Origin of the sequence: Inquilinus limosus DSM 16000 (assembly GCF_000423185.1) — a bacterium.
In the GTDB taxonomy this organism is placed as follows: domain Bacteria; phylum Pseudomonadota; class Alphaproteobacteria; order DSM-16000; family Inquilinaceae; genus Inquilinus; species Inquilinus limosus.
This window is the reverse complement of the sequence record NZ_AUHM01000005.1, coordinates 88,124-113,789: the sequence shown is the minus strand read 5'-3', so window position 1 is coordinate 113,789 and position 25,666 is coordinate 88,124. Positions and strand designations below refer to the sequence as shown.

Annotated in this window: 22 protein-coding genes; 10 read left to right on the top strand and 12 right to left on the bottom strand. The window is 70.8% G+C overall.

Features of this window, described 5'->3' with window-relative positions:
* Positions 1-53: 53 nt before the first annotated feature.
* Genes G537_RS0107860 through G537_RS0107845 form a run of 3 tightly spaced genes read left to right on the top strand, consistent with a single transcriptional unit; the run spans position 54 to position 2,845 of the window.
* Positions 54-986, top strand: coding sequence for a sugar ABC transporter substrate-binding protein (locus G537_RS0107860; protein ID WP_026869646.1), 933 nt, complete (start codon positions 54-56; stop codon positions 984-986).
* Between the two features lie 43 nt (positions 987-1,029).
* The gene (locus tag G537_RS0107850; protein WP_034851084.1) at positions 1,030-2,040 is read left to right on the top strand and encodes an ABC transporter permease; all 1,011 of its coding nucleotides are present in this window, start codon (positions 1,030-1,032) and stop codon (positions 2,038-2,040) included.
* 7 nt (positions 2,041-2,047) lie between these two features.
* On the top strand, positions 2,048-2,845 hold the full coding sequence (locus G537_RS0107845) for an ATP-binding cassette domain-containing protein (protein WP_026869645.1): 798 nt from the start codon (positions 2,048-2,050) through the stop codon (positions 2,843-2,845).
* A gap of 41 nt (positions 2,846-2,886) precedes the next feature.
* Here G537_RS0107845 and G537_RS0107840 read toward each other — a convergent pair whose 3' ends face one another.
* Genes G537_RS0107840 through G537_RS0107810 form a run of 7 tightly spaced genes read right to left on the bottom strand, consistent with a single transcriptional unit; the run spans position 2,887 to position 13,248 of the window.
* Entirely contained in the window at positions 2,887-3,864 is a 978-nt protein-coding gene (locus G537_RS0107840) for an ABC transporter ATP-binding protein (RefSeq protein ID WP_026869644.1), read from the bottom strand.
* On the bottom strand, positions 3,840-5,657 hold the full coding sequence (locus tag G537_RS0107835) for a dipeptide/oligopeptide/nickel ABC transporter permease/ATP-binding protein (protein WP_026869643.1): 1,818 nt from the start codon (positions 5,655-5,657) through the stop codon (positions 3,840-3,842). Before G537_RS0107835 ends, G537_RS0107840 begins: the two co-directional genes overlap by 25 nt.
* The gene (locus G537_RS0107830; protein WP_026869642.1) at positions 5,654-6,604 is read right to left on the bottom strand and encodes an ABC transporter permease; all 951 of its coding nucleotides are present in this window, start codon (positions 6,602-6,604) and stop codon (positions 5,654-5,656) included. Before G537_RS0107830 ends, G537_RS0107835 begins: the two co-directional genes overlap by 4 nt.
* An 11-nt stretch (positions 6,605-6,615) precedes the next feature.
* Positions 6,616-8,148 (bottom strand): ABC transporter substrate-binding protein, encoded by a 1,533-nt coding sequence (locus tag G537_RS0107825; RefSeq protein ID WP_026869641.1) that lies wholly within the window; start codon positions 8,146-8,148, stop codon positions 6,616-6,618.
* A gap of 28 nt (positions 8,149-8,176) precedes the next feature.
* Positions 8,177-9,832, bottom strand: coding sequence for a hydantoinase B/oxoprolinase family protein (locus G537_RS0107820; protein WP_026869640.1), 1,656 nt, complete (start codon positions 9,830-9,832; stop codon positions 8,177-8,179).
* A complete protein-coding gene (locus tag G537_RS0107815) occupies positions 9,829-11,880 on the bottom strand; it encodes a hydantoinase/oxoprolinase family protein (protein WP_026869639.1) in 2,052 nt (683 codons plus the stop codon). Before G537_RS0107815 ends, G537_RS0107820 begins: the two co-directional genes overlap by 4 nt.
* 48 nt (positions 11,881-11,928) lie before the next feature.
* Positions 11,929-13,248: an NAD(P)/FAD-dependent oxidoreductase gene (locus tag G537_RS0107810; RefSeq protein WP_026869638.1), complete on the bottom strand. Its 1,320-nt coding sequence runs from the start codon at positions 13,246-13,248 to the stop codon at positions 11,929-11,931.
* Positions 13,249-13,509: 261 nt separating this feature from the next.
* On the opposite strand from G537_RS0107810, the gene G537_RS0107805 reads away from it, so the two are divergent.
* Complete coding sequence (locus G537_RS0107805; protein WP_026869637.1) at positions 13,510-14,412, top strand: LysR family transcriptional regulator; 903 nt, start codon at positions 13,510-13,512, stop codon at positions 14,410-14,412.
* A 45-nt stretch (positions 14,413-14,457) separates the two neighbouring features.
* Here G537_RS0107805 and G537_RS0107800 read toward each other — a convergent pair whose 3' ends face one another.
* The 4 genes from G537_RS0107800 to G537_RS36935 are packed head-to-tail and all read right to left on the bottom strand — an operon-like array spanning position 14,458 to position 17,942.
* The gene (locus tag G537_RS0107800) at positions 14,458-15,222 is read right to left on the bottom strand and encodes an SDR family NAD(P)-dependent oxidoreductase (RefSeq protein ID WP_026869636.1); all 765 of its coding nucleotides are present in this window, start codon (positions 15,220-15,222) and stop codon (positions 14,458-14,460) included.
* A 13-nt stretch (positions 15,223-15,235) separates the two neighbouring features.
* Positions 15,236-16,258 carry a ketopantoate reductase family protein gene (locus tag G537_RS0107795; protein ID WP_034850997.1) on the bottom strand — a complete coding sequence of 341 codons (1,023 nt, stop codon included), beginning with the start codon at positions 16,256-16,258 and terminating at the stop codon, positions 15,236-15,238.
* Positions 16,255-16,956 (bottom strand): creatininase family protein, encoded by a 702-nt coding sequence (locus tag G537_RS0107790; protein ID WP_026869634.1) that lies wholly within the window; start codon positions 16,954-16,956, stop codon positions 16,255-16,257. Before G537_RS0107790 ends, G537_RS0107795 begins: the two co-directional genes overlap by 4 nt.
* Entirely contained in the window at positions 16,953-17,942 is a 990-nt protein-coding gene (locus G537_RS36935; RefSeq protein WP_051248141.1) for a GntR family transcriptional regulator, read from the bottom strand. Before G537_RS36935 ends, G537_RS0107790 begins: the two co-directional genes overlap by 4 nt.
* Before the next feature lie 208 nt (positions 17,943-18,150).
* Here G537_RS36935 and G537_RS0107780 point away from each other — a divergent pair, with 208 nt between their 5' ends.
* From G537_RS0107780 to G537_RS0107760, 5 genes are read left to right on the top strand one after another with little or no spacing between them, the layout of a single operon-like run.
* Entirely contained in the window at positions 18,151-19,731 is a 1,581-nt protein-coding gene (locus G537_RS0107780) for an ABC transporter substrate-binding protein (RefSeq protein WP_026869633.1), read from the top strand.
* A 40-nt stretch (positions 19,732-19,771) separates the two neighbouring features.
* A complete protein-coding gene (locus G537_RS0107775) occupies positions 19,772-20,710 on the top strand; it encodes an ABC transporter permease (RefSeq protein WP_026869632.1) in 939 nt (312 codons plus the stop codon).
* Positions 20,707-21,549, top strand: coding sequence for an ABC transporter permease (locus tag G537_RS0107770; protein ID WP_026869631.1), 843 nt, complete (start codon positions 20,707-20,709; stop codon positions 21,547-21,549). Before G537_RS0107775 ends, G537_RS0107770 begins: the two co-directional genes overlap by 4 nt.
* Complete coding sequence (locus G537_RS36930; RefSeq protein WP_034850995.1) at positions 21,546-22,550, top strand: ABC transporter ATP-binding protein; 1,005 nt, start codon at positions 21,546-21,548, stop codon at positions 22,548-22,550. The genes G537_RS0107770 and G537_RS36930 overlap by 4 nt, the downstream gene beginning before the upstream one ends.
* Positions 22,547-23,581, top strand: a complete 1,035-nt coding sequence (locus G537_RS0107760; RefSeq protein ID WP_026869630.1) for an ABC transporter ATP-binding protein — start codon at positions 22,547-22,549, stop codon at positions 23,579-23,581. Before G537_RS36930 ends, G537_RS0107760 begins: the two co-directional genes overlap by 4 nt.
* A gap of 11 nt (positions 23,582-23,592) precedes the next feature.
* On the opposite strand, the gene G537_RS0107755 is transcribed toward G537_RS0107760, so the two are convergent.
* Complete coding sequence (locus G537_RS0107755; protein WP_026869629.1) at positions 23,593-24,531, bottom strand: nucleoside hydrolase; 939 nt, start codon at positions 24,529-24,531, stop codon at positions 23,593-23,595.
* A 100-nt stretch (positions 24,532-24,631) separates the two neighbouring features.
* Between G537_RS0107755 and G537_RS0107750 the strand changes: the two genes are divergently transcribed.
* On the top strand, positions 24,632-25,606 hold the full coding sequence (locus G537_RS0107750; RefSeq protein ID WP_034850992.1) for an isopenicillin N synthase family dioxygenase: 975 nt from the start codon (positions 24,632-24,634) through the stop codon (positions 25,604-25,606).
* The last annotated feature ends 60 nt before the right edge of the window (positions 25,607-25,666 follow it).

The following is a 25,666-nucleotide window of genomic DNA, read 5'->3' as shown; positions in this document are numbered from 1 at the left end:
ACGCATGTCCGCCCGTCGATAGCGAGAAGGCGGCGATAACAGGGGAGGAACGCATGTTCAGGCGATTGTCGCTGCTGCTGTGCGGCGTCCTGCTGGCGCTGGCGGCGCCGGCCGCGGCCCAGGCCAAGACCTATTACTGGATCTCGCACGGATCGCCGGCCGATCCGGTCTGGACCTACTTCCTGGCCGGCGCCAAGCAATGGGCCGCCGACACCGGCCAGACGGTGAACACCTCCTTCCACAACGGCGACGTGCCGTCGCATCAGGAGGCGGTTCGCGCGGCGATCTCCGCCAAGGCGGACGGCATCGTCACCACCAGCCCCGACCCGGGCAGCTTGGTCGAGGTGGTGAAGGAGGCGAAGGCCGCGGGCATCCCGATCATCAATTTCAACACGCCCGACCCCACGGCCGGCTTCGACGCCTATGTCGGCGGCGACAACGTCACCTTCGGCCGGAACTGGGCGCAGTACCTGGTCGACAAGGGACTGGTTAAGTCCGGCGACTTCGTCTGGCTGCCGGTCGAGGTCCCCGGCGCGACCTACGGCGTGCAGGAGGAGGAAGGCATCGCCAGCGTGTTCAAGCCGCTCGGCATCACCTGGGAGGTGACCGACAACACGCTGGACCAGGCCGAGGTCATCAGCCGCATGGTCGATTACCTCACCGCCAACCGAACGAAGGTCAAGGCCATCATCGGCCTGGGCGACCTGGTGACCGGCAGCATCAAGCGCGTCTTCGACCAGGTCGGGGTCAAGCCGGGCGAGATCCCGGTCGTCGGCTGGGGCAACTCGCTCGACACCACCCAGGAGGTCCTCACCGGCTACGTCAACGCGGCGCAATGGCAGGACCCGCAGGCCACCAGCTACGTCGCCCTGTCGCTGGCGGCGATGGCGTCCGGCGGCATCCCGCCGGGGTTCAACGTCATCACCGGTGCGCTGTACGAGAAGGACAAGGCCGAGATCTATGACAAGATCCTCTCCGGCAAGTGACGCTGCGCCGGAGGCATCCGCGGCGGCCGGTGCCGCCGCGGATGTGGCGCTCCCGGGCCGCCCGCCCTTCGACCACCGGTCGATCGTCCATCGCCTGGTGGCCAAGCCCGAATTCGGCCCCCTCATCCTGCTGGTGGTCGAGCTCGCCGCCTTCTGGGCGATCAACCCGGAATTCCTGTCGCCCCAGAACATCAGCAACACCCTGGCCTTCACCGTCGAGCTCGGCCTGATCGCGCTGGCGATGACGCTGCTGATGACCTCCGGCGAGTTCGACCTTTCGGTCGGCTCGGTCTTCGGCTTCGCCCCGGTGCTGATGTGGACCCTGTTCAACAGCGGCGCCGCGCCGCTGGAGGCCGGCTTCGTCGCCGCGATCGCCGTCGCCGCCCTGGTCGGGCTGGTCAACGGCTGGTTCGTGACCCGGCTGAGGATCCCGTCCTTCCTGGTGACGCTCGGCATGCTGCTGGTGGTGCGCGGCACGGCGCTGTTCATCACCGACGGCTTCCCGCAGCGGACCTGGAACACCGGCGGCAACTGGCTGGCCTGGCTCTTGGCCGGCGACTTCTTCGTCGGCGGCTTCCGCATCTACATGTCGCTGTTCTGGTTTATCGCCGCCGCGCTGGCGATGGGCTATGTGCTGACCCAGACCAAGGCCGGCAACTGGATCCAGGCCTCGGGCGGCAATCCCGGCGCGGCGCGGGCCCGCGGCGTGCGCGTCGGCCGCACCAAGATCGCGCTGTTCGTGCTGTCGGCCACGATGGCCGCCCTGGCCGGGGTGATCAGCTCGATCCGCACCTCGGCCGCCAACCCGAACAGCGGCACCGGCTACGAGCTCGAGGTCATCGCCATGGTGGTGATCGGCGGCACGGCGCTGAGCGGCGGGCGCGGCACCATCCTCGGCACCGTGCTGGGCATCTTCATCCTGCGGGTGATGCGCAACGGCATCGTCCTGATCGGCGTGCCCGGCCTCGCCTACAACATCTTCATCGGCGCGATCATCCTCGGGATGATGGCGCTGCACTCCTGGCTCGACCGCCGTCACCAGACAGGGAGCTGACCGCCCCATGGCTGACCTTCCTACGCCCGAACCCCTGATCCGCATGGCGCATATCACCAAGTTCTACGGCCGGGTTCGGGCGCTGGAGGATGTGAGCCTCACGGTCGGCGAGCGCGAGATCGTCGGCCTGCTCGGCGACAACGGCGCCGGCAAGTCGACGCTGATCAAGATCCTGTCGGGCGCCGTGCCGCCGACCAGCGGCGACATCTTCATCCGCGGCCGCAAGGTGGAGATCGCCAGCACCACCGACGCCATCGCCCACGGCATCGAGACGATCTACCAGGATTCGGCGCTGGTGACGCAGCTGTCGATCGCCCGCAACCTGTTCCTGGGCCGCGAGCCGATCCGGGGGCCGCGCTTCCTGAACCGAATGGATCAGGCGGCGATGAACGCGGTGGCGGGCGACCTCCTGCGGAAGGTCGGCATCAGCAAGGACATCCCGCCCGACACGCCGATCGGATCGCTGTCCGGCGGCGAGCGCCAAGCGGTTGCGATCGCCCGCGCCATGCACTTCGACAGCGACCTGATCATCCTCGACGAGCCGACCAACAATCTGGGCGTGGCCGAGACGCAGGGCGTGCTGCGCTTCGTGCGCAATGCCCGGGATTCGGGGCATTCCTGCATCTTCATCGCGCACAACATCCATCACGTCTTCCAGGTGGTCGACCGCATCGTCGTGATGCGCCGCGGCCGCGTGGTGGCGGACGACATCGATCCCCGGCACACCCGCGTCGAGGAGGTCGAGAGGGTCATTACGGGAATGACGGAATACGGTTCCAATGTCGCCGTTACGCCGACCGCGTAGCCGCCTTCGAGCACACACCAGATCCCCCAGGAACTCCCGGGCTAGAGATCGTCGCGGATGCAGGCGAAGCGGTGGCCGGGCGCCGCCTCGCGCAGCTTCGGCACGGCCTCGGCGCAGGCCGGCAGGGCGTAAGGGCAGCGGGTGCGGAAGACGCAGCCGGAGGGCGGGTCGTGCGGGCTCGGCGGCTCGCCGGCCAGGCGGATCCGCTGCGGCCGCCCCGACAGGCGCGGCGCCGCCGACAGCAGTGCCCTGGTGTAGGGGTGGCGGGGCGCGGTGAAGATCGTCCTCACCGGCCCCTCCTCCATCACCCGGCCGAGATATAGCACTACCACCCGGTCGCACAGGTGCCGCACCACCGGCAGGTCATGGCTGATGAACAGCATGGTCAGGCCGAGCTCGGCCCGGAGCGAGGACAAGAGCGCCATCACCTGGGCCTGGACCGAGACGTCGAGGGCCGAGACCGGCTCGTCCGCCACCAGGAAGTCGGGGTCGGTGGCCAGCGCCCGGGCGATGGCGATGCGCTGGCGCTGGCCGCCGCTGAAGGCATGCGGATAGCGGTCGGCATGCTCCGGCTGCAGCCCGACCTGGACCAGCAGCTCCCGCACCCGCCGCCGGCGCGCCGCCTCGTCGGCCAGGCGGTGGATGCGCAGCCCGTCGGCGATCTGGGCGCCGACCCGGCGCCGCGGGTCGAGGCTGGAGAACGGGTCCTGGAACACCAGCTGCATCCGCCGGCGCAGCCGCCGCAGCGGTTCCCGGCCGAGGCCGGAGAGATCGGTGCCGTCGAACAGCACGCGCCCGGCGCTGAGCGGCTGCAGCCCGAGCAGCAGCCGGCCGATCGTGCTCTTCCCCGAGCCGCTCTCGCCGACCAGCCCGACCGTCTCGCCGCGCGCCAGCGACAGGCTGACATCGGTCACCGCCTGCACCGGCCGGCCGAGCCCGAACACGCCGCGCCCGCCGAAGCGGCGGCCGATGCCCTCGGCGACGACCAGAGGCGTCACAGCTCCTTCCAGCGCAGGCATCGCGTCCTCCGGTCCGCCGTGGGTTCGACGAGATGCGGCCGCGCCGCCTCGCAGGCGCCGGCGCGCATCGGACAGCGCTGGGCGAAGACGCAGCCGGGCGGCAGCGCGTCCGGCGCCGGCACCACGCCGGGGATGCCCTGCGGCGGCGGCCCGTCCTCGCGCGGCGCGCTGGCCAGGAGGGCCGCGGTGTAGGGGTGCAGCGGGGCGCCGAAGACGTCACCGGTCCGCCCCTCCTCCACCACCTCGCCGGCATACATCACCACCACCCGGTCGGCGATCTCGGACACCACCGGCAGGCTGTGGGTGACGAACAGGAGGGCCATGCCGCTCTGCTGCCGCAGCTCGGCCAGAAGGTCGAGGATCTGCGCCTGAATGGTGACGTCGAGCGCCGTGGTCGGCTCGTCGGCGATCAGCAGAGCGGGATCGTTGGCGATGGCGATCGCGATCATCACCCGCTGCCGCATGCCGCCCGACAGCTCGTGCGGGAAGGACCGCGCCCGCCGCTCCGGGTCGGGGATGCCGACGCGGCGCAGCAGGGCCACGGCCTCGCTCCAGGCGGCGGCGCCGGAGATCGCGCGATGGGCGCGGATCGCCTCGGCGATCTGGTCGCCGACACGGTGCACCGGGTTCAGGCTCGACGCCGGGTCCTGGAACACCATTGCCATGCTGCGGCCCCGGCGCTGCCGCACGGCCTCCGCATCGAGCCGCAGCAGGTCCGCCCCCTGCAGCCGCACCGCGCCGCCGCCGATCTGCGCCACCGGCGGCAGCAGCCCCATCACCGCCAGGCTGGTCAGCGACTTGCCGGAGCCGCTCTCGCCCACCACCGCCACGGTCTCGCCGGGGCGGATGCGCAGGGACACGTCGCGAACCGCCGGGATCGGCTGCGGGGTGTCGATCTGGATCGACAGACGGTCCAGGTCGAGCACCGCGTCGTCTGCCGCCGCGGCCTCCGCCGGACCGGCAACAGTGCGCTGGCGCCGGAACGGCCGGCGCACCAGGGTCTTCGGGTCGAGGAAGTCGCGCAGCCCGTCGCACAAGGCGTTGAGCACCAGGATGGTGAGGACCAGCGCGATGCAGGGCCACAGCAGCAGCAGCGGCGCCTGGGCCATGGTGGCGCGGGCGCCGCCGATCATCACCCCGAGCGACGGCGCCGGCGGCACCACACCGAGGCCGAGGAAGGACAGGCCGGATTCCAGCACCACGGCCAAGGCGGTGGCGAGGCTGAACTGGACCAGGATCGGCCCGGCGACGTTCGGCAGGATGGTGCGTGTCATGATCTCGAGCCCGCCCGCCCCCTGGGCCCGCATCGCCTCGACATAGTCCTGCGACCGGGCGGAGAGCACCCCGGCATAGGTCACCCGGGTGAAAGCCGGCAGATAGACCAGGGCCAGCACCGGGATCAGGGTCAGCACCCCGGGGCCGAGCAGCGTCACCACCAGGAGGGCGAGGAGCAGCGGCGGGAAGCACAGCACCACGTCCATCGAGCGGATCGCCAGCACCTCCGCCACGCCGCGGAGATAGCCGCCGAGGATGCCGAGCGCGGTGCCGAGGACCCCGGCCAGGGCGGCGGCGGCGAGGCCGACGAAGAGCGAGGTCCGGAGCCCCCAGACCAGGCGGGAGAGGACGTCGCGGCCGTATTCGTCCTGGCCCAGCAGATGGGCGGCCGACGGCCCGGCGAAGCGGCTCTTCATCTCCATCGCCAGCGGGTCGGCGAGACCGAGCAGCGGCGCCGCCGCGGCGATCAGGAGAAGGCCGGCGGTCGCCCCGGCCGCGATCCAGGGAACCCGTCTCATGCCCGGCGCACGCGCGGATCGAGGACTGCGTAGAGGACGTCGACCGCGAGGTTCAGCCCGACGAACAGGATCGAGATCACCAGCACGACGCCGACGACGATCGGATAGTCGCGGGCGTTGACCGCCCCGACCAGCAGCCCCGACAGACCGGGCCAGTTGAAGACGTATTCGACCAGCACGGTGCCGCCCAGGAGGCTGCCGAGATGCAGCGCCACCACCGTCACCACCGGCATCAGCGCGTTGCGGACGACGTGGTGGGTCAGCACCTGCCGGCGGGTCACGCCCTTGGCCATGGCGGTGCGGACGAAGTCCTGCGGCATCACCTCCAGCGCCGCGGCGCGGGTGACGCGGAAGACGATCGCCGCCAGCCCGACCGCGATGGTGCCGGCCGGCATCAGCAGCAGGATCAGGTGCTGCGCCGGGTTCTGCGCGAAGGGGATGTAGCCGCCTGCCGGCACCAGGCGCAGCTGCTGGGCGAAGACCATGACCAGCAGCGTGCCGATGACGAAGACCGGCACCGCCTGGGCGAAGCCGGACAGGCCGGAGGCGATGCGGTCGAACCAGCCGCCGGCGCGCACGGCCGCGAACGTGCCGGCGGGGATGCCGATCAGCAGGCTGATTAGCGCGGCGACGCCGATCAGTTCCAGCGTGCGCGGCAGCCGGCGCCCGATCTCGCGCGCCACCGGGCTGCCGTCGAGCATCGACACGCCGAGATCGCCCTGCAGCAGGCCCCACAGGCTGTGGGCGTATTGCGCCAGGACCGGCCGGTCGAGGCCGAGCTGCCGGCGCAGATCCTCGACGATCGCCGGGTCGGGCGCGACGCCGCCCTGGGACAGCAGGGTCTCGGCCGGGTCGCCCGGCACCAGATGGATCGCCAGGAAGACGATGCTGGCGACCAGCCAGACCAACAGGGCGGAGACGGCGAGGCGCTTGAGGAACCACAGCATGGTCGCCTCCCTCAGGCGAAGGAGGACTGGTCCAGCGTGCTCGCGGAATAGAAGCTGAGGCCGCCCGGCAGGTTGCGGAAGCCCTGCAGGGCCTTGCGCATGGCGAAGCCCTGCGCCCGGTACGCCAGCGTCACCATCGGCGCGTGGTCGAGCACCAGCTGGTCGGCCTTGGCGTAGATCTCCTTGCGCTTGGCCACGTCGAACTCGCCCCGCCCAGCCGCCAGCAGCTCGTTCAGCCCGGGCACGGTGATGCCGGTGCTGCGGATGTAGGACGGCGACAGCGAGGAATCTACGAAGGAGGACAGGCTTTCGGGATCCGGGCTCTCCATCGCCGTGCCCATCACCGCGAACTCGTACTGGCCGCGATTGCCCAGGCTGACCCGGGTCGGCCAGTCCGGCATGTTGAGCTCCACCTGGATGCCGAGCTCGGCCAGATTCTGCTGGATCACCTCGGCCGTGCTCTTGTGCATGCCGTACTGGGCGGTGGAGAGGAGCTTGCAGGAGAAGCCGTCGGCCACGCCGGCCTCGGCCAGGAGGGCCTTGGCCTTCTCCTTGTCGTAGCGCCAGCCATGCGCCGCGGCCTCGTCGTAGAAGGGCGTCTCCGGCGGAAAGGGCAGGCCCTCCAGCGGCGCGCCGCGGCCGAAGAAGGCGGCCTGCACGATCTCCTCGCGCCGGATGCCGAGCGCCACCGCCTTGCGGATGCGCGGATCGGCGAAGGGGCCGGTACGGCCGTTGAAGGTGAGATACATGAAGGGGCCGAGCTGATTGTCGAGCTTCAGGTTCTGGTCGGCCTCGATCGACTGCATCGACTGCCAGGGGACGTAGTCGATCAGGTCGACATCGCCGGCCTGCAGCGCCGCCACCCGCAGGTTCTCGTCGGGATAGGCGATGATCTTGACCGCCTTCAGCTTCGGCAGGCCGGGCTTGTAGTATTTGTCGAAGGCGGCGAGGTCGAGCGAGACGCCGCGGTCCTGCGCCTGCAGCACGAAGGGCCCGGCGCCGATGCCGAGCGGGTCGTCGGCGGTCGACTCCTTGGCCACCATCGGCATGTAGTAGTTGGCGAACCAGTGCGGCACGCAGACCGTCGGCTGCTTCATGATCAGACGCACGGTGCGGTCGTCCGGCGTCTCGACCCGCTCCACCCCCTGCAGCTGGGTGCGCAGATAGGCGGTCGATTTCTCGGCGGCGATCTGCTCGATGTTCCACTGGATATCGGCGGCGGTGACCGGGGCGCCGTTGTGGAAGAAGGCTTCACGCAGGCGGAACACCCAGGCCTTGTCGCCGTCCGGCTGCCAGCTTTCGGCGAGCTCGCCCTGCAGGCTGCCATCGGCGGCATAGGACAGGAGGCCGCGATGCAGCAGCGCCGAGACCGAGCCGGCGGCGCCGCCGGAATTGACCCAGGGCTGCAGGTTCGGCGGATAGCTGGAGAGGCCGAAGCGCAGCGTGTCCGACGGCGCCTGGCCCCAGGCCGGCAGGCGCAGCGCCGGCAGCACGGCGCCGGCGGCGAGCCCGGTGGAGAGCAATGTGCGACGGGACAACATCATGATGGCCTCTCCCTGTTTGTTGTCGTGATCAGAGCGCGGCGCCGTACACCCTCTGCGCCGTCTCCCGGTCGATCCGTCCTTCGGCGACATCGCGCCGGACCGCCTCGGCCGCGCGCCCGGATGGCGGACCATAACCGCCGGCGCCCGGCGTGATGATCTCGATCACGTCGCCGCGCTTCAGGTCGCCATTGCCGTGGTCGAACGGGGCAACGCCGGGGCCGAAAATAAAGCCGCCGCGGCCGCCCGGCAGCCCGCCCTCCAGCCCCCAGGGGGCGGAGCGCAGGCGCGAGCCGTCGATATGCACCCGGCAGTCGGCCTCGGCCCGGTAGACCCGGCGCAGCCCCATGCCACCGCGCCGCGTCCCCGGCCCGCCGGAGCCGTCGACCAGCTCGTAGCGCAGCAGCGTCAGCGGATATTCCAGCTCCAGCGCCTCGGCCGGCAGGTTGGAGGTGTTGGTCATGTGGACATGGACGCCGTCGAGCCCGTCCTTGCCGGCCCGGGCGCCGCTGCCGCCGCCGATGGTCTCGAGATAGACCCAGAGGCCGCCGGTCTTCGGGTCGCGCCCCATGAAGGTGGCCGACGCGCAGGAGCCGTTGCTGGCCGCGGTCAGCCGCTCCGGCACCGCCTGGGCCAGGGCGCCGTGGATCAGGTCGGCGATACGCTGGCAGGTCGCCACCCTTCCGTTCACCGCCGCCGGATGGACGCAGTTCAGAACCGTGCCCTCGGGCGCCGTCACCGTCAGCGGCCGGGCCAGACCGGCATTGGGCAGGATGCTCGGGTCGACCACCGTCTTCACCGCGTAATAGACCGTCGACAGCAGCGCCGTGTAGACGACGTTGAGGCCGCCGCGGACCTGCGGCGGGCTGTCGAAATGCAGCCGCATCTCGTCGCCGGCCACGGTGATCTCGACCGCGAAATCCAGCTCGCCGTCCAGCTCCGGATTGTCGAAACGATCGGCGAAGCGGTAAGTGCCGTCCGGGATCGCGGCGATGCCGGCGCGCATCTTGCGCTCGGCATAGTCCTGCAGCGCGGCGCCGGCCGCGAGCACGGTGTCGACGCCGTATTTGGTGCACAACGCCGTCATCCGCTGCACGCCGAGGCGGTTGGCCGCCATCTGCGCCCTGAGGTCGGACAGCCGCTCGCGCGGGACCTGGCAGTTCAGCAGCACCAGCTCCTGCACATCGGCCTGCAGCTCGCCGGCACGGTACAGGCGGATCGGCGGGATCCGGATCCCCTCCTGGTAGATATGGGCGTGGCCGCGGTCGGCGAAATCGGCGTGATGGGCGGTGTTGACCGCCCAGGCCACCATTCGCCCGTCGACGAAGATCGGCTCGGCCAGCACGATGTCGGGCAGGTGGGTGCCGCCGCCCTCATAGGCGTCGTTGCCGATGAACACGTCGCCAGGCCGCATCCGGTCGAGGGGGTGGCGCTTCATGATGTGCGGGATGATCCCGATGAAGCTGCCGAGATGCATCGGGATGTGCTCGGCCTGGCACAGGGTGTTGCCGGCCAGGTCGAACAGGGCGGTGGAGCAGTCGCGCCGCTCCTTGATGTTGGTCGAGTAGCTGGCCCGGACCAGCGCCTCCCCCATCTCCTCCGCGATCGAGGCGAAGGCGCTGCCGATGACCTCGACCGTGATCGGGTCGAGCGCGGCCTCGCTGCGCTGCGGGACGGCGACGCTCATCGGACCTCCAGGACCAGGTTGAGATAGGGTTCGACATGGGCCGTCATGCCCGGAAGGATGACGGTGGTGCTGTCCATCTGCTCGACCACGGCCGGGCCGGCGATGCGGTTGCCGGGCTTGAGCTGGGCGCGGTCATAGACCGGGCAGGAGACCCAGCCCCCCGCCTCCGGCAGCCAGACCTCGCGCGAACCGATGACGGCGTGGCCTGCCTCCGGCCCGGCATCGGGCTGCGGCTGGAAGGCGGCCTTCGTGACGACGCCCGCGGCCTCGACCCGAAAGGTGACCAGCTGCACCGGCTCGCCGGCGGCAACGAAGCCGTATTGCCGCTCATGCGCCCGGGCGAAGCCGGCGGCCAGGGCCTCCAGCGTCGCCGGCCCGACCGGCCCGTCAGGCAGCGCCACCGGCAGCTCGTAGTTCTGGCCGGCATAGCGCATGTCGACGGTGCGGGTGACCCGCCGGGCGCCCTGCGGCACCTCCTCCTGCGCGAACCAATCCTCGGCCCGTGCCAGCAGCCCGTCGAAGGCGGCCTCGACCGCGGGCAGCGCCGCCGCATCCAGCGTGGTCAGGCGGGTGGCGGCGAAATCGGCGCGCAGATCGGTCAGCAGCAGACCCATGGCGCAGAGGATGCCCGGCGTCTGCGGCACCAGGATGCGGCCGATGTCGAGCTCCTTGGCCAGGCGGGCGGCGTGCAGCGGGCCGGCGCCGCCGAAGGCCATCAGCGTGTAGTCGCGCGGGTCGTGGCCGCGCTGCACGCTGATGACGCGGATCGCCTTGGCCATGTTGGCGGTGACCACGGTCAGGATGCCCTGCGCCGTCTCCATCAGCCCGAGGCCGAGCCGCTGCGCCAGCCGGCCGATCGCGGCCTCCGCCAGGTCGCGGCGCACCGCCATGCGGCCGCCCAGGAGCGACACCGGGTTCAGCGTCTGCAGCACGACATTGGCGTCGGTCACCGCCGGCTCGTCATTGCCGTGGCCGTAGCAGACCGGCCCCGGATAGGCCCCGGCGCTGCGCGGCCCGACCTTGAGCAGCCCGCCGCTGTCGACATAGGCGATCGAGCCGCCCCCCGCCCCGACCGTGTGGATGTCCAGCATCGGCGCCTTGATCGGGTAGCCGTGCACCACCGCCTCGCCGGCCAGGCGGCACTGCCCGCCGGCCAAGAGCGCGACATCGGTGCTGGTGCCGCCCATGTCGAAGGTGATCAGGTCGGGGAAGCCGGCGACCGCCCCGATCGCCTGGGCCGCGACCACGCCGGTGCTGGGGCCGGACAGGACGGTCCGCACCGGCAGCCGCGCCGCCGTCTCGAAGCTGATGACGCCGCCGTTCGACTGGGTCAGCCGCGGCGCGGCCTTGACCCCGATCTCCGCCAGCCGCTTGCCCAGCCGCTCGATATAGCCGCGCATCACCGGGCCGAGATAGGCGTTCACCACGGTGGTCGAGACCCGCTCGTACTCGCGGAACTCCGGCGCCACGCCGTGCGAGGCGCAGGCGAAGGCCTCGGGGAACTCCTCGGCCAGGATGCGCAGCGCCGCCTCCTCGTGCTCGCTGCGGACGAAGCCGTAGAGGAAGCTGACCGCCACCGCCTCGACCCCGGCCGCGCGCAGGTCGCGCACCGCCCGGCGCAGCGCCGTCTCGTCCAGCGGGGTTTCGACCGAGCCGTCGTGGCGGATGCGCTCCGGAATGTCGATGCGCAGGTCGCGGCTGACCAGCGTCTCCGGCTTATCGGCCTGCAGGTCGTAGAGGTCCGGGCGCTTCTGCCGGCCGATCTCCAAGAGGTCGCGGAAGCCGTCGGTGGTCAGCAGCCCGGTGCGCACGCCGCGATGCTGGATCAGCGCGTTGGTGCCGACCGTGGTGCCGTGGCCGAAATAGCCGATCTCGCCGGGCTCGGCGCCGACCCGGGCCGCCCCCTCCTCCACCCCCTGGACGATGCCGCGCGACGGGTCGTCCGGGGTCGAGGAGACCTTCCAGACGTCGAGCCGCCCGCTCGCGTCGTCGAACAGGCAGACGTCGGTGAACGTCCCGCCGGAATCCACGCCAATGCGCCAAGCCATCCGAACTGACCTCACGAAACCGAAAGAGAAGAAACCATCGCGCGCCTCCTAGGCGGCGGCCCGCAGCGGGACCTTGGCGAAGCGCGCGTAGCGGAACGGGGCGGGGTCGACGACCGGGGTGTCGCCGGCGACCAGGTCGGCCATCAGCCGGCCGGCGCCGGGGCCGATGCCGAAGCCGTGGCCGGAGAAGCCGCTGGCGATGAAGAAGCCCGGCACGGCGTCGACCGCGGAGATCACCGGCACCGCGTCCGGCGTCACGTCGATCAGCCCGGCCCAGCGCTGCTGCACCACCATGCGCTCGAAGGCGGGAAAGGCCTTGACCAGGTTGGCGCGGCCCTCGTCCAGGATGCGGTCGTCGGGCACCGGATCCAGCACCCGCACCTGCTCGAAGGGCGTCGCCTGGTCCAGGGCCCAGCGGCGCGGCAGGCGCCATTCCTCGATGAATCGCCGACCGACCCGGAGGCGCAGCTCGCGCCGCTGCTTGCGCAGCGCCGGCAGGAAATCGAAGAACAGCCGGAAGCTGTCCGGCACGATCGGCGCCAGGTTGGCGTTGCGCTGGGCGATGGTGTAGCCGCCGTCGAGCCGCTTGCGGAAGGCGAAGTTGGAGGCGCCGACCGCCTCCTCCGGCCCGCCTTCCAGCGGCGCGGTGCGCAGGACGCAGCCGAGGATCTTCAGCTGCGGGAAAGACAGGTCCATGTTGCCGCAGAACAGCCGCGACCAGGCGCCGCCGGCCAGCACCACGGCATCGCAGGCGATCGGCCCCTTCTCGGTGACCACGCCGGCGATCCGGCCGGCCTTCGTCTCGACGCCGCGAACCGCGCAGCCGGTCAGCACCGCGGCGCCCCGCCGGCGCGCCGCCTCGGCGATGGCGGGGGCCGCCTTCTGCGGCTCGGCCCTGCCGTCGCTCGGGGTGTAGAGGGCGGCCGGCCAGCGCCGCGACGCGCCGGGCAGCAGCCGCGCGATCTCGTCGCCGTCGATCAGCCGGGAGTCGAGCTGGTACTGGCGCGCATGCTCCAGCCACGCCTCGTGCTCGGCGACATCCTGCGGCGTCTCGCAGAGGTAGAAGATCCCGGCCTTGCGGAAGCCGGTCTCGGCCTCGACCCGCGCGTTCATCCCCTCCCACAGGCGCAGGCTCTCGATCGCCAGCGGCAGCTCGGACGGGTCGCGCCCCATCTTGCGGCACCAGCCCCAGTTGCGGCTGGACTGCTCGCCGCCGATGCGGCCCTTCTCGCACAGGGCGACCGAGACGCCCTTCTCGGCCAGGAACAGCGCCGTCGCGGCGCCGACGATGCCGCCGCCGACCACGACCACGTCGACCCTGGCCGGCAGGGTGGCGTCGGAGGCGACCGGATCAACCGGCGGCGACATCGATGCCCATTCCGACCGCACAGCCAAACGCCATGACGCGTCTCCCGACGTCGTGAGTCAAAGCCTTCCCCTGTCCGCAGGACGGCCTGCGTGCCGTTTTCCGGCACGAAATCTTCGACCTGCGCTCGAATTCTTGATCCGGCGGGATCCGGCCCGCCCAGTGATCGCGAGACGATGCTAGGCAGCTCCGCTCCGTCATGGAAAATTCATTTATTCGAGCTTTCCATTCCGAAATGGAATGTCGCCTGCCAGGGGCCGCGCATGCACAGGATCAAGATCCGCCATCTCGAGACGCTGATGGTGTTCATGAAGACCGGATCGGTCACCGAGGCCGCAGAGATCCTGGGAACGACCCAGCCGAACGCCAGCAAATCGCTGAAGCAGCTGGAGGATTCGATCGGCATCGCGCTGTTCCAGCGCAGCGGCGGCCGGCTGCAGCCGACGCCGGAGGCCGAGATCCTGTTCACCCATGCGGCGCGGCTGATGGAGGAACTGGCCTTCTTCGAGACCCTGTCGGTCGACCTGGCCCGGCTGAAGAGCGGCTTCGTCCAGGTCGCCACGCTCGCCACCTTCGGCGTGGCGCTGCTGCCGCTGGTGGTCGAAGCCTTCAACGCCCGTCACCCGGACGTCTTCGTCCAGATCGACATCCTCGATTCCGACAAGATCCATTCCTTCGTCAGCCGCGGGAACTACGACCTCGGCCTCGTTCACCATCCGAGCCAGGAGATGGACCTGATGGCGCAGACGCTGCGCACCGGGGCGATGGTCTGCATCCTGCCGGCGGCGCATCCGCTGTCGCGGCAGGCCGGGATCAAGGCGGCCGACCTGGCCGGCATGCCGCTGATCACCTATCCGAAGACCTTGCCCTTCGGCGCCGTGATCGCCAAGACGCTGGCCGATGAGGGGGTGCAGATCCGCAACCCGCTGTCGGCCAACCACAGCCATGTGGTGCGCAAGCTGGTCGAGCGCGGCCGCGGCCTGGCCCTGGTCGACGAGTACTCGGTCTGGGACGCCGCGGCGGCGCCCGGCATCGCAATCAGACCTTTCACGCCGCGCATCCCGGTCTCGATCGGCCTGATCGTGCCCAAGCGGCGGCCGCTGTCGCTCGCCGCCCAGGCCTTCCTCGCGGCCCTGCAGGACGCGCTGGCCGCGCCGCCGCTGTAGTGTCAGCCGCCGCCTCCGCCGCCGGGACGAAGATCTGCGGCGCGCTCATTTTCCTCCATCCACGCTCAGCACCTGGCCGGTGATCCAGCCGGTAGCATCCGAGGCGAAGAACAGGACGGCGTGGGCGATGTCGTCGACCGTGCCGAGGCGCCGCAGCGCGATCGACCCGACCAGCCGGGCCTGGCCCGCCTCGCCCATCGCCTGCCATTGCCGCTCCGTCGTCGGGTTGGAGCGGACGAAGCCGGGCGCGACGTTGTTCACGGTGATGCCCCAGGGCCCCAGCTCATGTGCCAGCTGCCGGGTCAGGCCGATCTGCCCGGCCTTGGCGCTGGCATAGGCCTGGATCCCGGTCAGACTGACGCCAAGTCCGGCGCCGCTGGAGATGTTGACGATGCGGCCGCCGCCGCGGCGCTTCATCCCCGGCGCCACCGCCTGGGCGCACCAGAACGCGCCGGACAGGTTGACATCGAAGATCGCCTGCCAGGCTTGCGGCCCGATCTCCTCGATCGGCCGGCCGACCTGGCCGAGCACACCGCCGGCATTGTTGACCAGCACGTCCACCGAGCCTGCGGCAGAGGCCGTCTCGGCCTCCGCCACCAGCGCCCGGACTGCGTCGCGGTCGGTGACGTCGACGGTGCGCACCGCCCCGTCCGATCCGAGCAGCCGTCCGGTCTCGGCCAGCTCCTCGCTCAGCACATCACAGGCCCAGACCCGCGCGCCTCGCGCCGCGAAGGCGGCGGCGATCGCCCGGCCGAAGCCGTGGGCGGCGCCGGTCACGATCACCGTCCGGCCGGTGAAATCCTGAGTCATGCTCGCCTCCCGCTCAGGCCGACACGGTGTCCAGCTCGTCCAGCAGGGCCAGCGCCATCTCGCGCCGGCCGGCCTCTATATCGTGAACGAGCGCGATCAGCCGCGCCGTGACCGGCGTCGGCACGCCGTGCCGCGCCCCGATCTCCACCACCGGGCCCAGCTGGGCGTCGACCTCGGTCGGGCGCCGCCGCACCGCCAGGTCGCGCCAGATGCCGGAATGCGTTTTGGCCGAGCGGCGGTTGTGCGCCACCATGTCGGCGAAGGACCGGGCGATCGCCTCGGCCGGCGCGCCGGGGCGGAAGGCGGCCGGGTCGAAGCCGTCGAAGGCCTCCGGCCGGATCCCCTCCGCCGCCGCGACGGCGCCGACCTCCAGCGCCAGCCGGGTCAGCACCGCGCGATGCCTCGGCGCCTCCAGCACATCGGCGATCGGGTCCGGGGTCACCGCAGTGGCGAACAGCAGCGCGCCATAGATCAGCTTGCCCCAGAGATAGCCCCAGATGTTGTCGGTCAGCACAGCCTGCGGCTCGAACCTCCGCAGCAGGCTGTGCAGCTGTTCGATCCGCGGCGTGCGCTCGCCGTCCAGCTCGCCGACCACGACCGCGCCGCGGCCGCCATGGTGGATCACGCCCGGCTCGATGTAGTCGGCGCCGAAATTGACGAAGCAGCCGAGGGTGCGGGCCTTGTCGATCCGGGCGGCGATCACGCGCTCATTCAGCCCGTTCTGCAGCGAGGCGACATAGCCGCACCGGGCCAGGTGCGGGGCGATCACCTCCATCGCCGCTTCGGTGTGGTGCGCCTTGACGCAGAGGAAGATCCGGTCGAACTCGCCCTCGACCGCGTCCGGCGTGACCGCGCGGGCCGACACCGCGTACTCGGCGACCGGGCCGGTGATGCGCAGGCCCCGGGCGTTGATCGCGGCGACATGGTCGGCGGCCTGATCGACGAACAGGACATCCGCCCCGGCCCGGACCAGGGCGGCGCCCACCGTGCCGCCGATGGCGCCGGCACCCCAGACCAGGATCGGCCCTCCCCTCATGCCCAGGGCCCTTCGATCAAGGCCCGGGTCTCGGCCACCGCCACGTCCCAGATCGCCTGCGTCTCGTCGTCCGAGCGCTGGTAGTGGCCGCCGAAATTGCCGTCACCGAGATAGTGCTTCAGCGCCTCCGGCCCCATCACCCGCATCCGGTCGAAGTCGATCATCGGCTTGCGCTGGGTCGGCTGGTCGACGCCGGGCAGCCGGGTCCAGGGGAAATTCTCCATCCAGGACGCGTGCGAGGCCTGGCGGTCGATGTCCTGCACCTTGGCCCAGGTCTTGGGCGCGTTCCACCAGTTGTGGAACTTGACCGCGGCGCCCTCGCGCCCGGCCATCCATTCGCCGGCCACAGACTGGGCCGGCTGGTTGCCGCCATGGCCGTTGACGATCAGGATGCGGCGGAAACCGGTGCGGTACAGGCTGTCGAGGATGTCGTGCATCAGCCGGGCATAGGTCTCGACCCGCAGGCTGACCGTGCCGGGATAGGCCAGAAAATAGGGGGTGATGCCGTAGGCCACGACCGGAAACACCGGCACGCCCAGCGGCTCCGCCGCCTCGGCCCCGACCCGCTCGCTGAGGATGCTGTCGACCGACAGGCTCAGCCCCGCATGCTGCTCGGTACTGCCGAGCGGCAGCACGGCGCGGTCGTCGCGCTGCAGATAGGCCTCGACCTGGCTCCAGTTCATCTCGCTGATCTTCACGGCAAGGCCTCCTGCGGTTCCGCGATGCCCTCGGCGTCCGGCGAGAGCAGTGGCGCGATCTGCTGGTCGACATCCACCGGGTCCGGGCTGTGCCGGTACTCGATCGCCCTGACCCCGGGGCGCAGCCGGGGCAGCACGCTCTCGGCGCCGGTCGACAGGACGACGACATCGGACTGGTCGATCACGGCGTCGAGCGCCGGCGTGCCCAGCGCGGCGGCGGTAACCCGGCGGACATGCGGGGCGAAACGCTGCACCCCGGATTTCATGATCGGCAGGAAGTCGGCGAAGCGCGAGGCGACGCCGAGGCGCGCCAGCGGGTCCAGCCCGGCCAGCGCCCGCCGCGTCTCCTCCGACGGGATGAAGCGGATCGCCACCACCCGGCTGTCCGGCAGCAGCGCCGCGGCCTCGCGCTGGCGGTTCGGGAAGGTCACCACCAGCTCGGCCTCCGCCGCCCGGCGCCGCGCGGCCTCGTCACCGCGCAGCTCGTCCAGGGTCAGCGGCTGCACCGTCGTGCCGGGCGGCAGCCGGGCCTGGATCGCCGCGGCATAGGCGCGGGTGGCGTCGCGGAACAGGCCGAGCATGACGACGGTGCGGGCCCGCCGCCGGGGCCGGCGCCGGGCCAGCCGCGCCTGGACCATGCCGGTCAAGTCGGCCGGCGTCAGCCCGAGCGCCACGGCGTCGTCGATCAGGTGGTCGAGCCGGCGCTGGATCTCGGCGATCCCCGCCCGAGGCCGTCGGTCCGCCCCGCGGCCGTCAGCGACGAAGCAGCCGCGGCCGCGGTGGGTCTCGATCAGCCCGGCCTCGCGCAGGCCGCGATAGACCAGGGCCACGGTCATCGGTGCGACGGCCAGCGATTCCGCCAGCTCGCGCACCGAAGGCAGCCGCTCCCCCGGGCTCAGCTCGCCGCAGGCGATGCCGTATTCGATCAGGCCCTTGACCTGGACCCCGAGGGGCACCGGCAGCTCGCGGTCGATCTGCAGCTTCATGAGACGAGAGTTCTCCTGTACCAGTCCACTAGCACACAGCCTGAATAGGCAGCAACGTGCTTTCCTGAAACCGACCAGATCATTGCAGGTATTGCCGAATTTGGCGCGCCTCAGGTCGATTGACTCTGCCGCCGCGGCGGCGCTAGCGTTCTACCACGCCAGAACACATGGCGACCCGGGAGGGCTTCAACCAACAGTGGAGGTCGCGATGAGGATGCTGCTGAAGGCGGCCGTGGCGGCGGTTTTGCTGGCGGGGACGAGCGCGGGGGCGCTGGCGGCCGAGCGCGGCGGGGAGATGCGGTACGGGCGCTACGCCGACAGCCTGTTCCTCGACCCGGTGCTGAACGACGCCAATGTCGACATCTGGATCCTGACCAATCTCTACGACACGCTGCTGCAGCCGTCGGCCGACGGGCTGACGGTGGAGCCTGGCCTGGCCACCGCCTGGAAGGTCTCCGACGACGGGCTGTCGGTCACCCTGACCCTGCGCGAGGGCACCAAGTTCTCGGACGGCACGCCGATCACGGCCGAGGACGTGAAATGGTCGCTGGACCGGGCGCGCAACCCGAAGAACGGCATCTGGAACAGCCTGATCGCCTCGATCGGCGAGGTGGTGGTCCAGGACCCGACGACCGTGGTGCTGAAGCTGCAGCACCCGGATCCGACGATCATCGCCGCGCTGTCGACCTTCAACACCGCGATCATGCCGAAGGCCGCCTTCGAGGCGGCGCCGGGCGCCACCGACGACGAGAAGGCGCACGCCTTCGCCGAGCACCCGATCGGCTCCGGCCCCTTCATGTTCGAGAAGTGGCAGCGCGGGTCGTCGATGCGGATCGTGCGCAACCCCCACTACTGGAAGCCGGGCGAGGACGGCAAGCCCCTGCCCTATCTCGACGCGGTCGATTTCGAGATCATCCCGGACGACGCCACCCGAATCCTGAAGTTGAAGGCGGGCGAGCTGGACGGTGCCGAGTTCATCCCCTATGCGCGGGTCGCCGAGCTGCAGGGCGATCCCGAGCTGCAGATGCAGCTGTATCCGTCGACCCGGGTGCAGTTCATCACCATGAACGTCCGGCCGAAGCTGACCGACGGCAGCGACAACCCGCTGGCCAACGAGAAGGTGCGGCAGGCGCTGAACTACGCCATCGACAAGGACGCGATCATCCAGATCGTCACCCATGGCGTCGGCAAGCCGCAGACCTCCTACATGTCGTCGACCACGCTGTACCATACGGGCGACACGCCGTTGTACCCCTACGATCCGGCCAAGGCGAAGCTGCTGCTGCAGGAGGCGGGCTACGGCGACGGCTTCAGCACCAAGGTGATGGCGCTGCCGGGCAACCAGGACCAGCTCGGCATCGGCGCGGCGGTGCAGCAGATGTGGGCCGCGCTCGGGGTGAAGCTGGAGATCGAGCAGGTCGACAACGCCACCTTGACCGACCGCTACCGCAAGGGCGACTTCTCGATGCGCATGTCGGCCTGGACGAACGACATCAACGATCCCAGCCAGATCACCTCCTACTTCGCCTATTCGCCCGTGATCGACGCCCTGCATTCGGGCTGGAAGAATGACGAGGTCGACAAGCTGTTCGAGGCCTCGCAGAAGGAGAGCGACGCCAAGAAGCGGGCCGAGCAGTACGCACAGATCCAGAAGATCTACTCCGTCTCCGGCCCGATCCTGTATCTGTACGAGACGCCCTATCCGGTGGCGCTGCGCAAGAATGTGCATGGCTTCGTCCAGATCCCGCTCGGCAACAACATCTTCGCCGGAGCCTATCTGACGAAGTGAGCCGGGCCGCCGCCCGATCGCCGAGACAGGAGGCGTGCCGGTGCCGAACCTGAATCACGTGGCCAAGCGGCTGATCCAGCTGGTCCCGACCCTGTTCTTCGTGCTGGTGGTGATCTTCGTCCTGGTCCGGCTGCTGCCGGGCGACCCGACCAGCGCCATGCTGGGCGACCGCGCCACCGACGCCGACGTGGCGCGGCTGAACGCCCAACTCGGCCTCGACCGGTCGATCCCGATGCAGTTCCTCCTGTTCCTGGAGCGCGTCGTCCAGGGCGATCTCGGCACCTCGATCCATCTCAAGGTGCCGGTGATGCGCCTGATCCTGGAGCGGATGCCGGTCACCCTGACGCTGACCGGCTACGCCGCGGTGCTGGCCTTGCTGCTGGCCGTGCCGCTCGCCTTCGCCGCGGCGATGCGGCGCGGGCGGGCGGCGGACACCGCGATCCGCGGCGCCTTCCAGGTCGGCCTGTCGATGCCGATCTTCTATCTCGGCCTGGTGCTGCTGACGGTGTTCGCCGCCGGGCTGCGCTGGTTCCCGGTCGGCGGCTACGGCAACGACTGGGCCGACCGCGCCTGGCACCTGTTCCTGCCGGCCCTGACCCTGGCGCTGAGCCTGTCCGCCGTGCTGATGCGCAACCTGCGCGCCTCGATCATCGAGGTGCTGGGCGCGGAATATGTCGACTTCGCCCGATCCAAGGGGCTGGCGCCGCGGCTGGTGCTGGGCCGGCACGTGCTGCGCAACGCCCTGATCTCGACCGTCACCCTGTTCGGCCTGTCGGTCGGCACGCTGATCGGCGGCGCCGTGATCACCGAGACGGTGTTCGCCATCCCCGGCGCCGGCCGGCTGATGATCGACAGCATCTACGGCCGCGACTATCCGGTGGTGCAGGGCCTGACCCTGGCGATGGCGGTGCTGGTCTCGCTGGTGTTCCTGGCGACCGACCTGGTGCAGGCGGCGCTCGACCCGCGGGTGAAGGCATGACCGCGCTCGGCCTCACCCCGGCCCGCGCCCGGCGGCGGCGCCTCTCCGCACCCCTGGTCGCCGGCCTCGCCATCCTCGGCCTCAGCCTGTTCCTTGCGATCGCGCCAGGGCTCGTCGCGCCTTACGATCCGACCGCTTTCGACTATCGCGCCCTGCTGCAGCCGCCGGGCTGGGCCCATCCCTTCGGCACCGACAATTTCGGCCGCGACATCCTGAGCCGGGTGATCTGGGCCTATCGCGTCGATATGCAGATCGCGCTGTTCACCACCCTGTTTCCGGTGCTGTTCGGCACCGCGGTCGGGGCGCTGGTCGGCTATTACGGCGGGATCTGGGAACCGATCTTCGGCCGCGTCGTCGATGTGGTGATCACCTTCCCCTTCCTGGTGCTGGTGATCGCCATCGTCGCCGTGCTCGGGCCCGGCCTCCTCAACATGTACATCGCGGTCGGCGCCGTCGGCTGGGTGTTCTACGCCCGGCTGGCCGCGGCCGAGATCCGGGTGCAGAACCGCCTCGACTACGCCGCCGCCGGCCGGGTGATGGGCTATGGCGACGCCCGCATCATCCTGCGCCATCTGCTGCCCAACGCCGCGGCGCCGGTCTTGGTCTACTGGATGACCGACATGGCGCTGTCGATCCTGCTCGGCTCCAGCCTCGGCTATCTCGGCCTCGGCGCCCAGCCTCCCGCCGCCGAATGGGGCCTCCTGATCGCCGACGGCAAGAACTTCATGACCCAGGCCTGGTGGATCACCATCTTCCCCGGCATCGCCATCGTCCTGACCGGCTTCGGCTTCAGCCTGCTGGGCGACGGCGTCGCCGACCTGCTGCGGCCCGACGCATGACGGACACCGTGCTGTCGATCCGCGGCCTGACCGTGACCTTCCCGACCGCCCGGGGAGAGGCTGCGGCGGTGGCCGGGGTCGATCTCGACCTCCGTCCCGGCGAGGTGCTGGGCCTCGTCGGCGAATCCGGCTCGGGCAAGAGCGTCACCCTGCGTGCCGTCCTCGGCCTGGTGCCGCCGCCGGGCCGGGTCGGCGGCCGGGTGCTGTGGCGGGGCCGCGATCTGCTGGCGCTGCCGGAGGCGGCGCTGCGCCAGGTGCGCGGCCGGGAGATTGCCATGATCTTCCAGGAGCCGATGACGGCGCTGAACCCGGTGCTGCCGATCGGGCTGCAGATCGACGAGAGCCTGCGGGCCCATACCGGCCTCGGCCGCCGGGCGCGGCGCGACCGGGCGCGCGAGTTGCTGGACCTGGTCGGCATCCCGGCGGCGGCACGGCGCCTCGACGACTACCCGCACCAGTTCTCCGGCGGCATGCGCCAGCGCGCGATGATCGCCATCGCCCTCGCGTCCGAGCCGCGTCTGCTGCTCGCGGATGAGCCGACCACGGCCCTCGACGTCACCATCCAGGACCAGATCCTGACCCTGCTGCTGCAGCTGCGCGACCGGCTGGGGATGAGCGTGATCCTGGTCACCCACGACCTCGGCGTGGTGGCACAGAGCTGCGACCGCATGGCGGTGATGTATGCCGGAAGAGTGGTGGAGACCGGGCCGGTCGCCGCGGTGTTCGACCGGCCGCGCCACGCCTACGCGCTCGGGCTGCTCGGCTCGGTGCCGCGCGGCGGCGGGCCGCGGCTGCCGTTGCGTTCCATCGAGGGCGCGCCGCCGCCCCTGACCGAGCGGCCGCCCGGCTGCGCCTTCGCCCCGCGCTGCGCCTTCGCCGGGCCGCGCTGCCGGGCAGAGATCCCGGCGCTGGACCCGGCCGGCCCGGACGCCACCGTCGCCTGCTTCGAAAACGCCCGCGTCGCGGCCGCCCCCATCACCTTCGATCGGGGCGCGGCATGACCGCGCCCCTCCTCGAGATCGCGGGGCTGCACAAGCGCTTCCGGCTGGAGCGCACGGTTGGCGACGCCCTGCGCCGGCGCCCGGCCCCGTCGGTGCACGCGCTGAACGGCGTCGACCTGTCGGTCCGGCGCGGCGAGACCCTGGGCATCGTCGGCGAATCCGGCAGCGGCAAATCCACCCTCGCCCACTGCATCGTCCGGCTGATCGAGCCGGACGAGGGCACCATGCGCTATGACGGCGTCGACATCCGGTCGCTGGCAGGGGCCGAGCGCCGCGCCTTCAACCGCCGCGTCCAGATGGTGTTCCAGGATCCGCGCGGATCGCTGAACCCACGCATGACCGTGCGTCAGACCCTGGCCGAGGCGCTGGCAGTCCACCGCATGCGCCCGAAGGCCGAGATCCCGGCCCGGATCGCCGAGCTGCTCGACCTCGTGCGGCTGCCGCGCGAGGCCGCCGACCGCCATCCGCACGAATTCTCCGGCGGCCAGCGCCAGCGCATCGGCATCGCCCGGGCGCTGTCGGTCGAGCCTGAATGCCTGATCGCGGACGAGCTGGTCTCCGCCCTCGACGTTTCGGTCCAGGCCCAGATGGTGAACCTGCTGCTGGAGCTTCAGCAGCGGCTCGGCCTGACCGTGCTGTTCGTGGCGCATGATCTGCGCCTGGTCCGCCACCTGTCGCACCGGGTGGCGGTGATGTATCTCGGCAGCATCGTCGAGACGGGTGAGACCGAGGCGCTGTTCGCGGCGCCGCAGCATCCCTACACCCGGGCGCTGCTGGCGGCGGCGCCCGATCTCGATCCTGCCAAGCGCCACCGCGTCCCGGCGGCGCGGGGCGAACTGCCGAGCCCGGTCGACCTGCCGTCCGGCTGCCCCTTTCACCCGCGCTGCCCGCACGCCTTCGACCGCTGCCGCAGCGAGCCGCCCAAGCCGCGTCCAACCGCAACCGGCGCCGCCGCCTGCCATCTTCTGGACGCTGCGCCGATGCCGGCGATCGCAGCAAGGCCGCAGGAGGAAACTGTCCACGGGTGGTGACCGCATCGCCGTCAGCACAGCGTGGCCAGGCGCTCCAACATGCGCCCGTAGAAGACGGGCGCGTCGCACTGGGTCAGCCACAGGGCGTTGGCCGGGCGGCCGGAGATGCCCCACCAGTCGACCACGGTCATGCCGAGGGTCAGCGGCGACGCCGTCTCGATCTCGACATTGCAGCGCTGCCCGGCAAATAGCTCCGGCCACAGCAGATAGCCGACCGCCAGCGCGTCGTGCAGCGGCCGGGTGGCGGTGCCGTATTTCTCGTTCCCGAAGCGCTGGAAGAACCGCATCATCCCGGCACCGGCGGCGCCGACGCGGGTGCCCAGCGCCTCCAGATCGGCGATCCAGCTCTCCGGCGTCGGCGCGGCATAGGTGCAGTCGATCGGCACGGCGACAAGGTCGACGCCCGCGCCGAACACGATGGCGGCGGCGTCGGGGTCGACCAGGATGTTGAACTCCGCCGCCGGGGACATGTTGCCGCCCTGGAAGAAGCCGCCGCCCATCAGCACGATGCGGCGGATCTTGCGGGCGATTGCCGGGCAGCGGCGCAGCGCCATGGCGATGTTGGTCAGGGGCCCGACCGGCACCAGGGTGGTGGCGCCGTCCGGCCGGGCCAGCAGCGTCTCGACCATCCAGTCGACCGCGTGACCGGGCTCCGGCGGCCGCGCCGGGGCCGGGAAGTCCCACCCGTCCAGCCCGGTCTTGCCGTGCACCTCCTCGGCGAAGCGGGCGGGGCGCAGCAGCGGCCGCTCGCAGCCGGCCCGCACCGGGATCTCGGGCCGCCCGGCCAGCTCCACCACCCGCCGGGCGTTCGCGGCGGTGACCCCGACCGGGACGTTGCCGGCGACGGTGGTGAGGCCGAGCACCTCGAGCTTCGGCGACGCCAGCGCCAGCAGGATGGCGAAGGCGTCGTCCTGCCCCGGATCGGTGTCGATGATGATGGCTTCGGTCAAACCCGCCTCCCCGGCCCCACCGGCCGATCTCGTGCCTCGACAAAACTGTATACAGAAGCATGTTTTTGTATACAAATATCCAAAACAGGGGAGCTTGCGCATGGGTCGGGGAGAATTCTCGAACATCCCGGTGCTCGACGTGTCGCCGCTGCGCGGCGGCAGGCCGGAAGACCGCGCCGGCGCGGTGGACGAGCTGCGCCGGACGCTGGAGACGATCGGCTTCGTCTACCTCGCCGATCACGGCGTGCCGCCGGAGCTGGGCGAGCGGCTGCACCGGCTGTCGGTGCGGTTCCACGACCTGCCCACCGAGGCCAAGCTTCGCATCCGCATGAACGACGCGCATCGCGGCTACATGCCGTTCAGCACCTCGACCATCGTCACCTCCTCCGTCGCCACGGTCACCAAGCCGAACCAGAGCGAATCCCTGATGGTGATGCACGACCTGGCCGCGGACGACCCGGTGCTGGGCGAACCGCTGCAAGGCCCGAACCAATGGCCGGCGGAGATCCCAGAGCTGCGGCAGGCGGCGCTCGACTACATGCGGGCGATGTCGGCGCTGGGCCGCGATATGGCGGTGGCGATCGCCGAGGCGTTGGGCCTGCCGCCGACATACTTCCTGCCGCATTTCGACCGGCCGACGCTGTTCCTGCGCCTGCTGCACTACCCCGAGCAGCGGCGCGAGGAAGGGCTGTTCGGGTCGGCGCCGCACACCGATTACGGCTTCATCACCCTGCTGGCGCAGGATTCGGTTGGCGGGCTCGAGGTCCGCAACCGCGCCGGCGAGTGGATCCCGGCGCCGCCGATCCCGGACACCTTCGTCATGAATGTCGGCGACATCCTGGCGCGCTGGTCGAACGACCGCTTCGCCTCGACCCCGCACCGGGTGCTGAACCTCAGCGGCCGAGAGCGCTATTCGCAGCCCTTCTTCTACGACCCGTCGATGGACACGGTGGTCGATTGTCCCGCCGCCATCCTGGCGCCGGGCGAAGCGCCGCGCCACCCGCCGGTGCGCTACGGCGACTATCTCCTGGATCGGCTGAACAAGAACTACGAGTACCGCAAGAAGGCGTCCTGAGAACGCCAAGGGACCCGGCAGAGGTCCCGCAGGGAGGCGCCGCCCGGATCGGCGGTCCAC

Excerpts from the sequence above, each read along its gene's own strand:
- G537_RS36935 (WP_051248141.1), bottom strand. The coding sequence starts at position 17,942 with ATGAAGCTGCAGATCGACCGCGAGCTGCCGGTGCCCCTCGGGGTCCAG.
- G537_RS0107770 (WP_026869631.1), top strand. The coding sequence starts at position 20,707 with ATGACCGCGCTCGGCCTCACCCCGGCCCGCGCCCGGCGGCGGCGCCTC.
- G537_RS0107845 (WP_026869645.1), top strand. The coding sequence starts at position 2,048 with ATGGCTGACCTTCCTACGCCCGAACCCCTGATCCGCATGGCGCATATC.
- G537_RS36930 (WP_034850995.1), top strand. The coding sequence starts at position 21,546 with ATGACGGACACCGTGCTGTCGATCCGCGGCCTGACCGTGACCTTCCCG.
- G537_RS0107795 (WP_034850997.1), bottom strand. The coding sequence starts at position 16,258 with ATGAGGGGAGGGCCGATCCTGGTCTGGGGTGCCGGCGCCATCGGCGGC.
- G537_RS0107805 (WP_026869637.1), top strand. The coding sequence starts at position 13,510 with ATGCACAGGATCAAGATCCGCCATCTCGAGACGCTGATGGTGTTCATG.
- G537_RS0107840 (WP_026869644.1), bottom strand. The coding sequence starts at position 3,864 with ATGCCTGCGCTGGAAGGAGCTGTGACGCCTCTGGTCGTCGCCGAGGGC.
- G537_RS0107760 (WP_026869630.1), top strand. The coding sequence starts at position 22,547 with ATGACCGCGCCCCTCCTCGAGATCGCGGGGCTGCACAAGCGCTTCCGG.
- G537_RS0107750 (WP_034850992.1), top strand. The coding sequence starts at position 24,632 with ATGGGTCGGGGAGAATTCTCGAACATCCCGGTGCTCGACGTGTCGCCG.
- G537_RS0107825 (WP_026869641.1), bottom strand. The coding sequence starts at position 8,148 with ATGATGTTGTCCCGTCGCACATTGCTCTCCACCGGGCTCGCCGCCGGC.
- G537_RS0107800 (WP_026869636.1), bottom strand. The coding sequence starts at position 15,222 with ATGACTCAGGATTTCACCGGCCGGACGGTGATCGTGACCGGCGCCGCC.
- G537_RS0107780 (WP_026869633.1), top strand. The coding sequence starts at position 18,151 with ATGAGGATGCTGCTGAAGGCGGCCGTGGCGGCGGTTTTGCTGGCGGGG.
- G537_RS0107830 (WP_026869642.1), bottom strand. The coding sequence starts at position 6,604 with ATGCTGTGGTTCCTCAAGCGCCTCGCCGTCTCCGCCCTGTTGGTCTGG.
- G537_RS0107835 (WP_026869643.1), bottom strand. The coding sequence starts at position 5,657 with ATGAGACGGGTTCCCTGGATCGCGGCCGGGGCGACCGCCGGCCTTCTC.
- G537_RS0107810 (WP_026869638.1), bottom strand. The coding sequence starts at position 13,248 with ATGTCGCCGCCGGTTGATCCGGTCGCCTCCGACGCCACCCTGCCGGCC.
- G537_RS0107815 (WP_026869639.1), bottom strand. The coding sequence starts at position 11,880 with ATGGCTTGGCGCATTGGCGTGGATTCCGGCGGGACGTTCACCGACGTC.
- G537_RS0107820 (WP_026869640.1), bottom strand. The coding sequence starts at position 9,832 with ATGAGCGTCGCCGTCCCGCAGCGCAGCGAGGCCGCGCTCGACCCGATC.
- G537_RS0107860 (WP_026869646.1), top strand. The coding sequence starts at position 54 with ATGTTCAGGCGATTGTCGCTGCTGCTGTGCGGCGTCCTGCTGGCGCTG.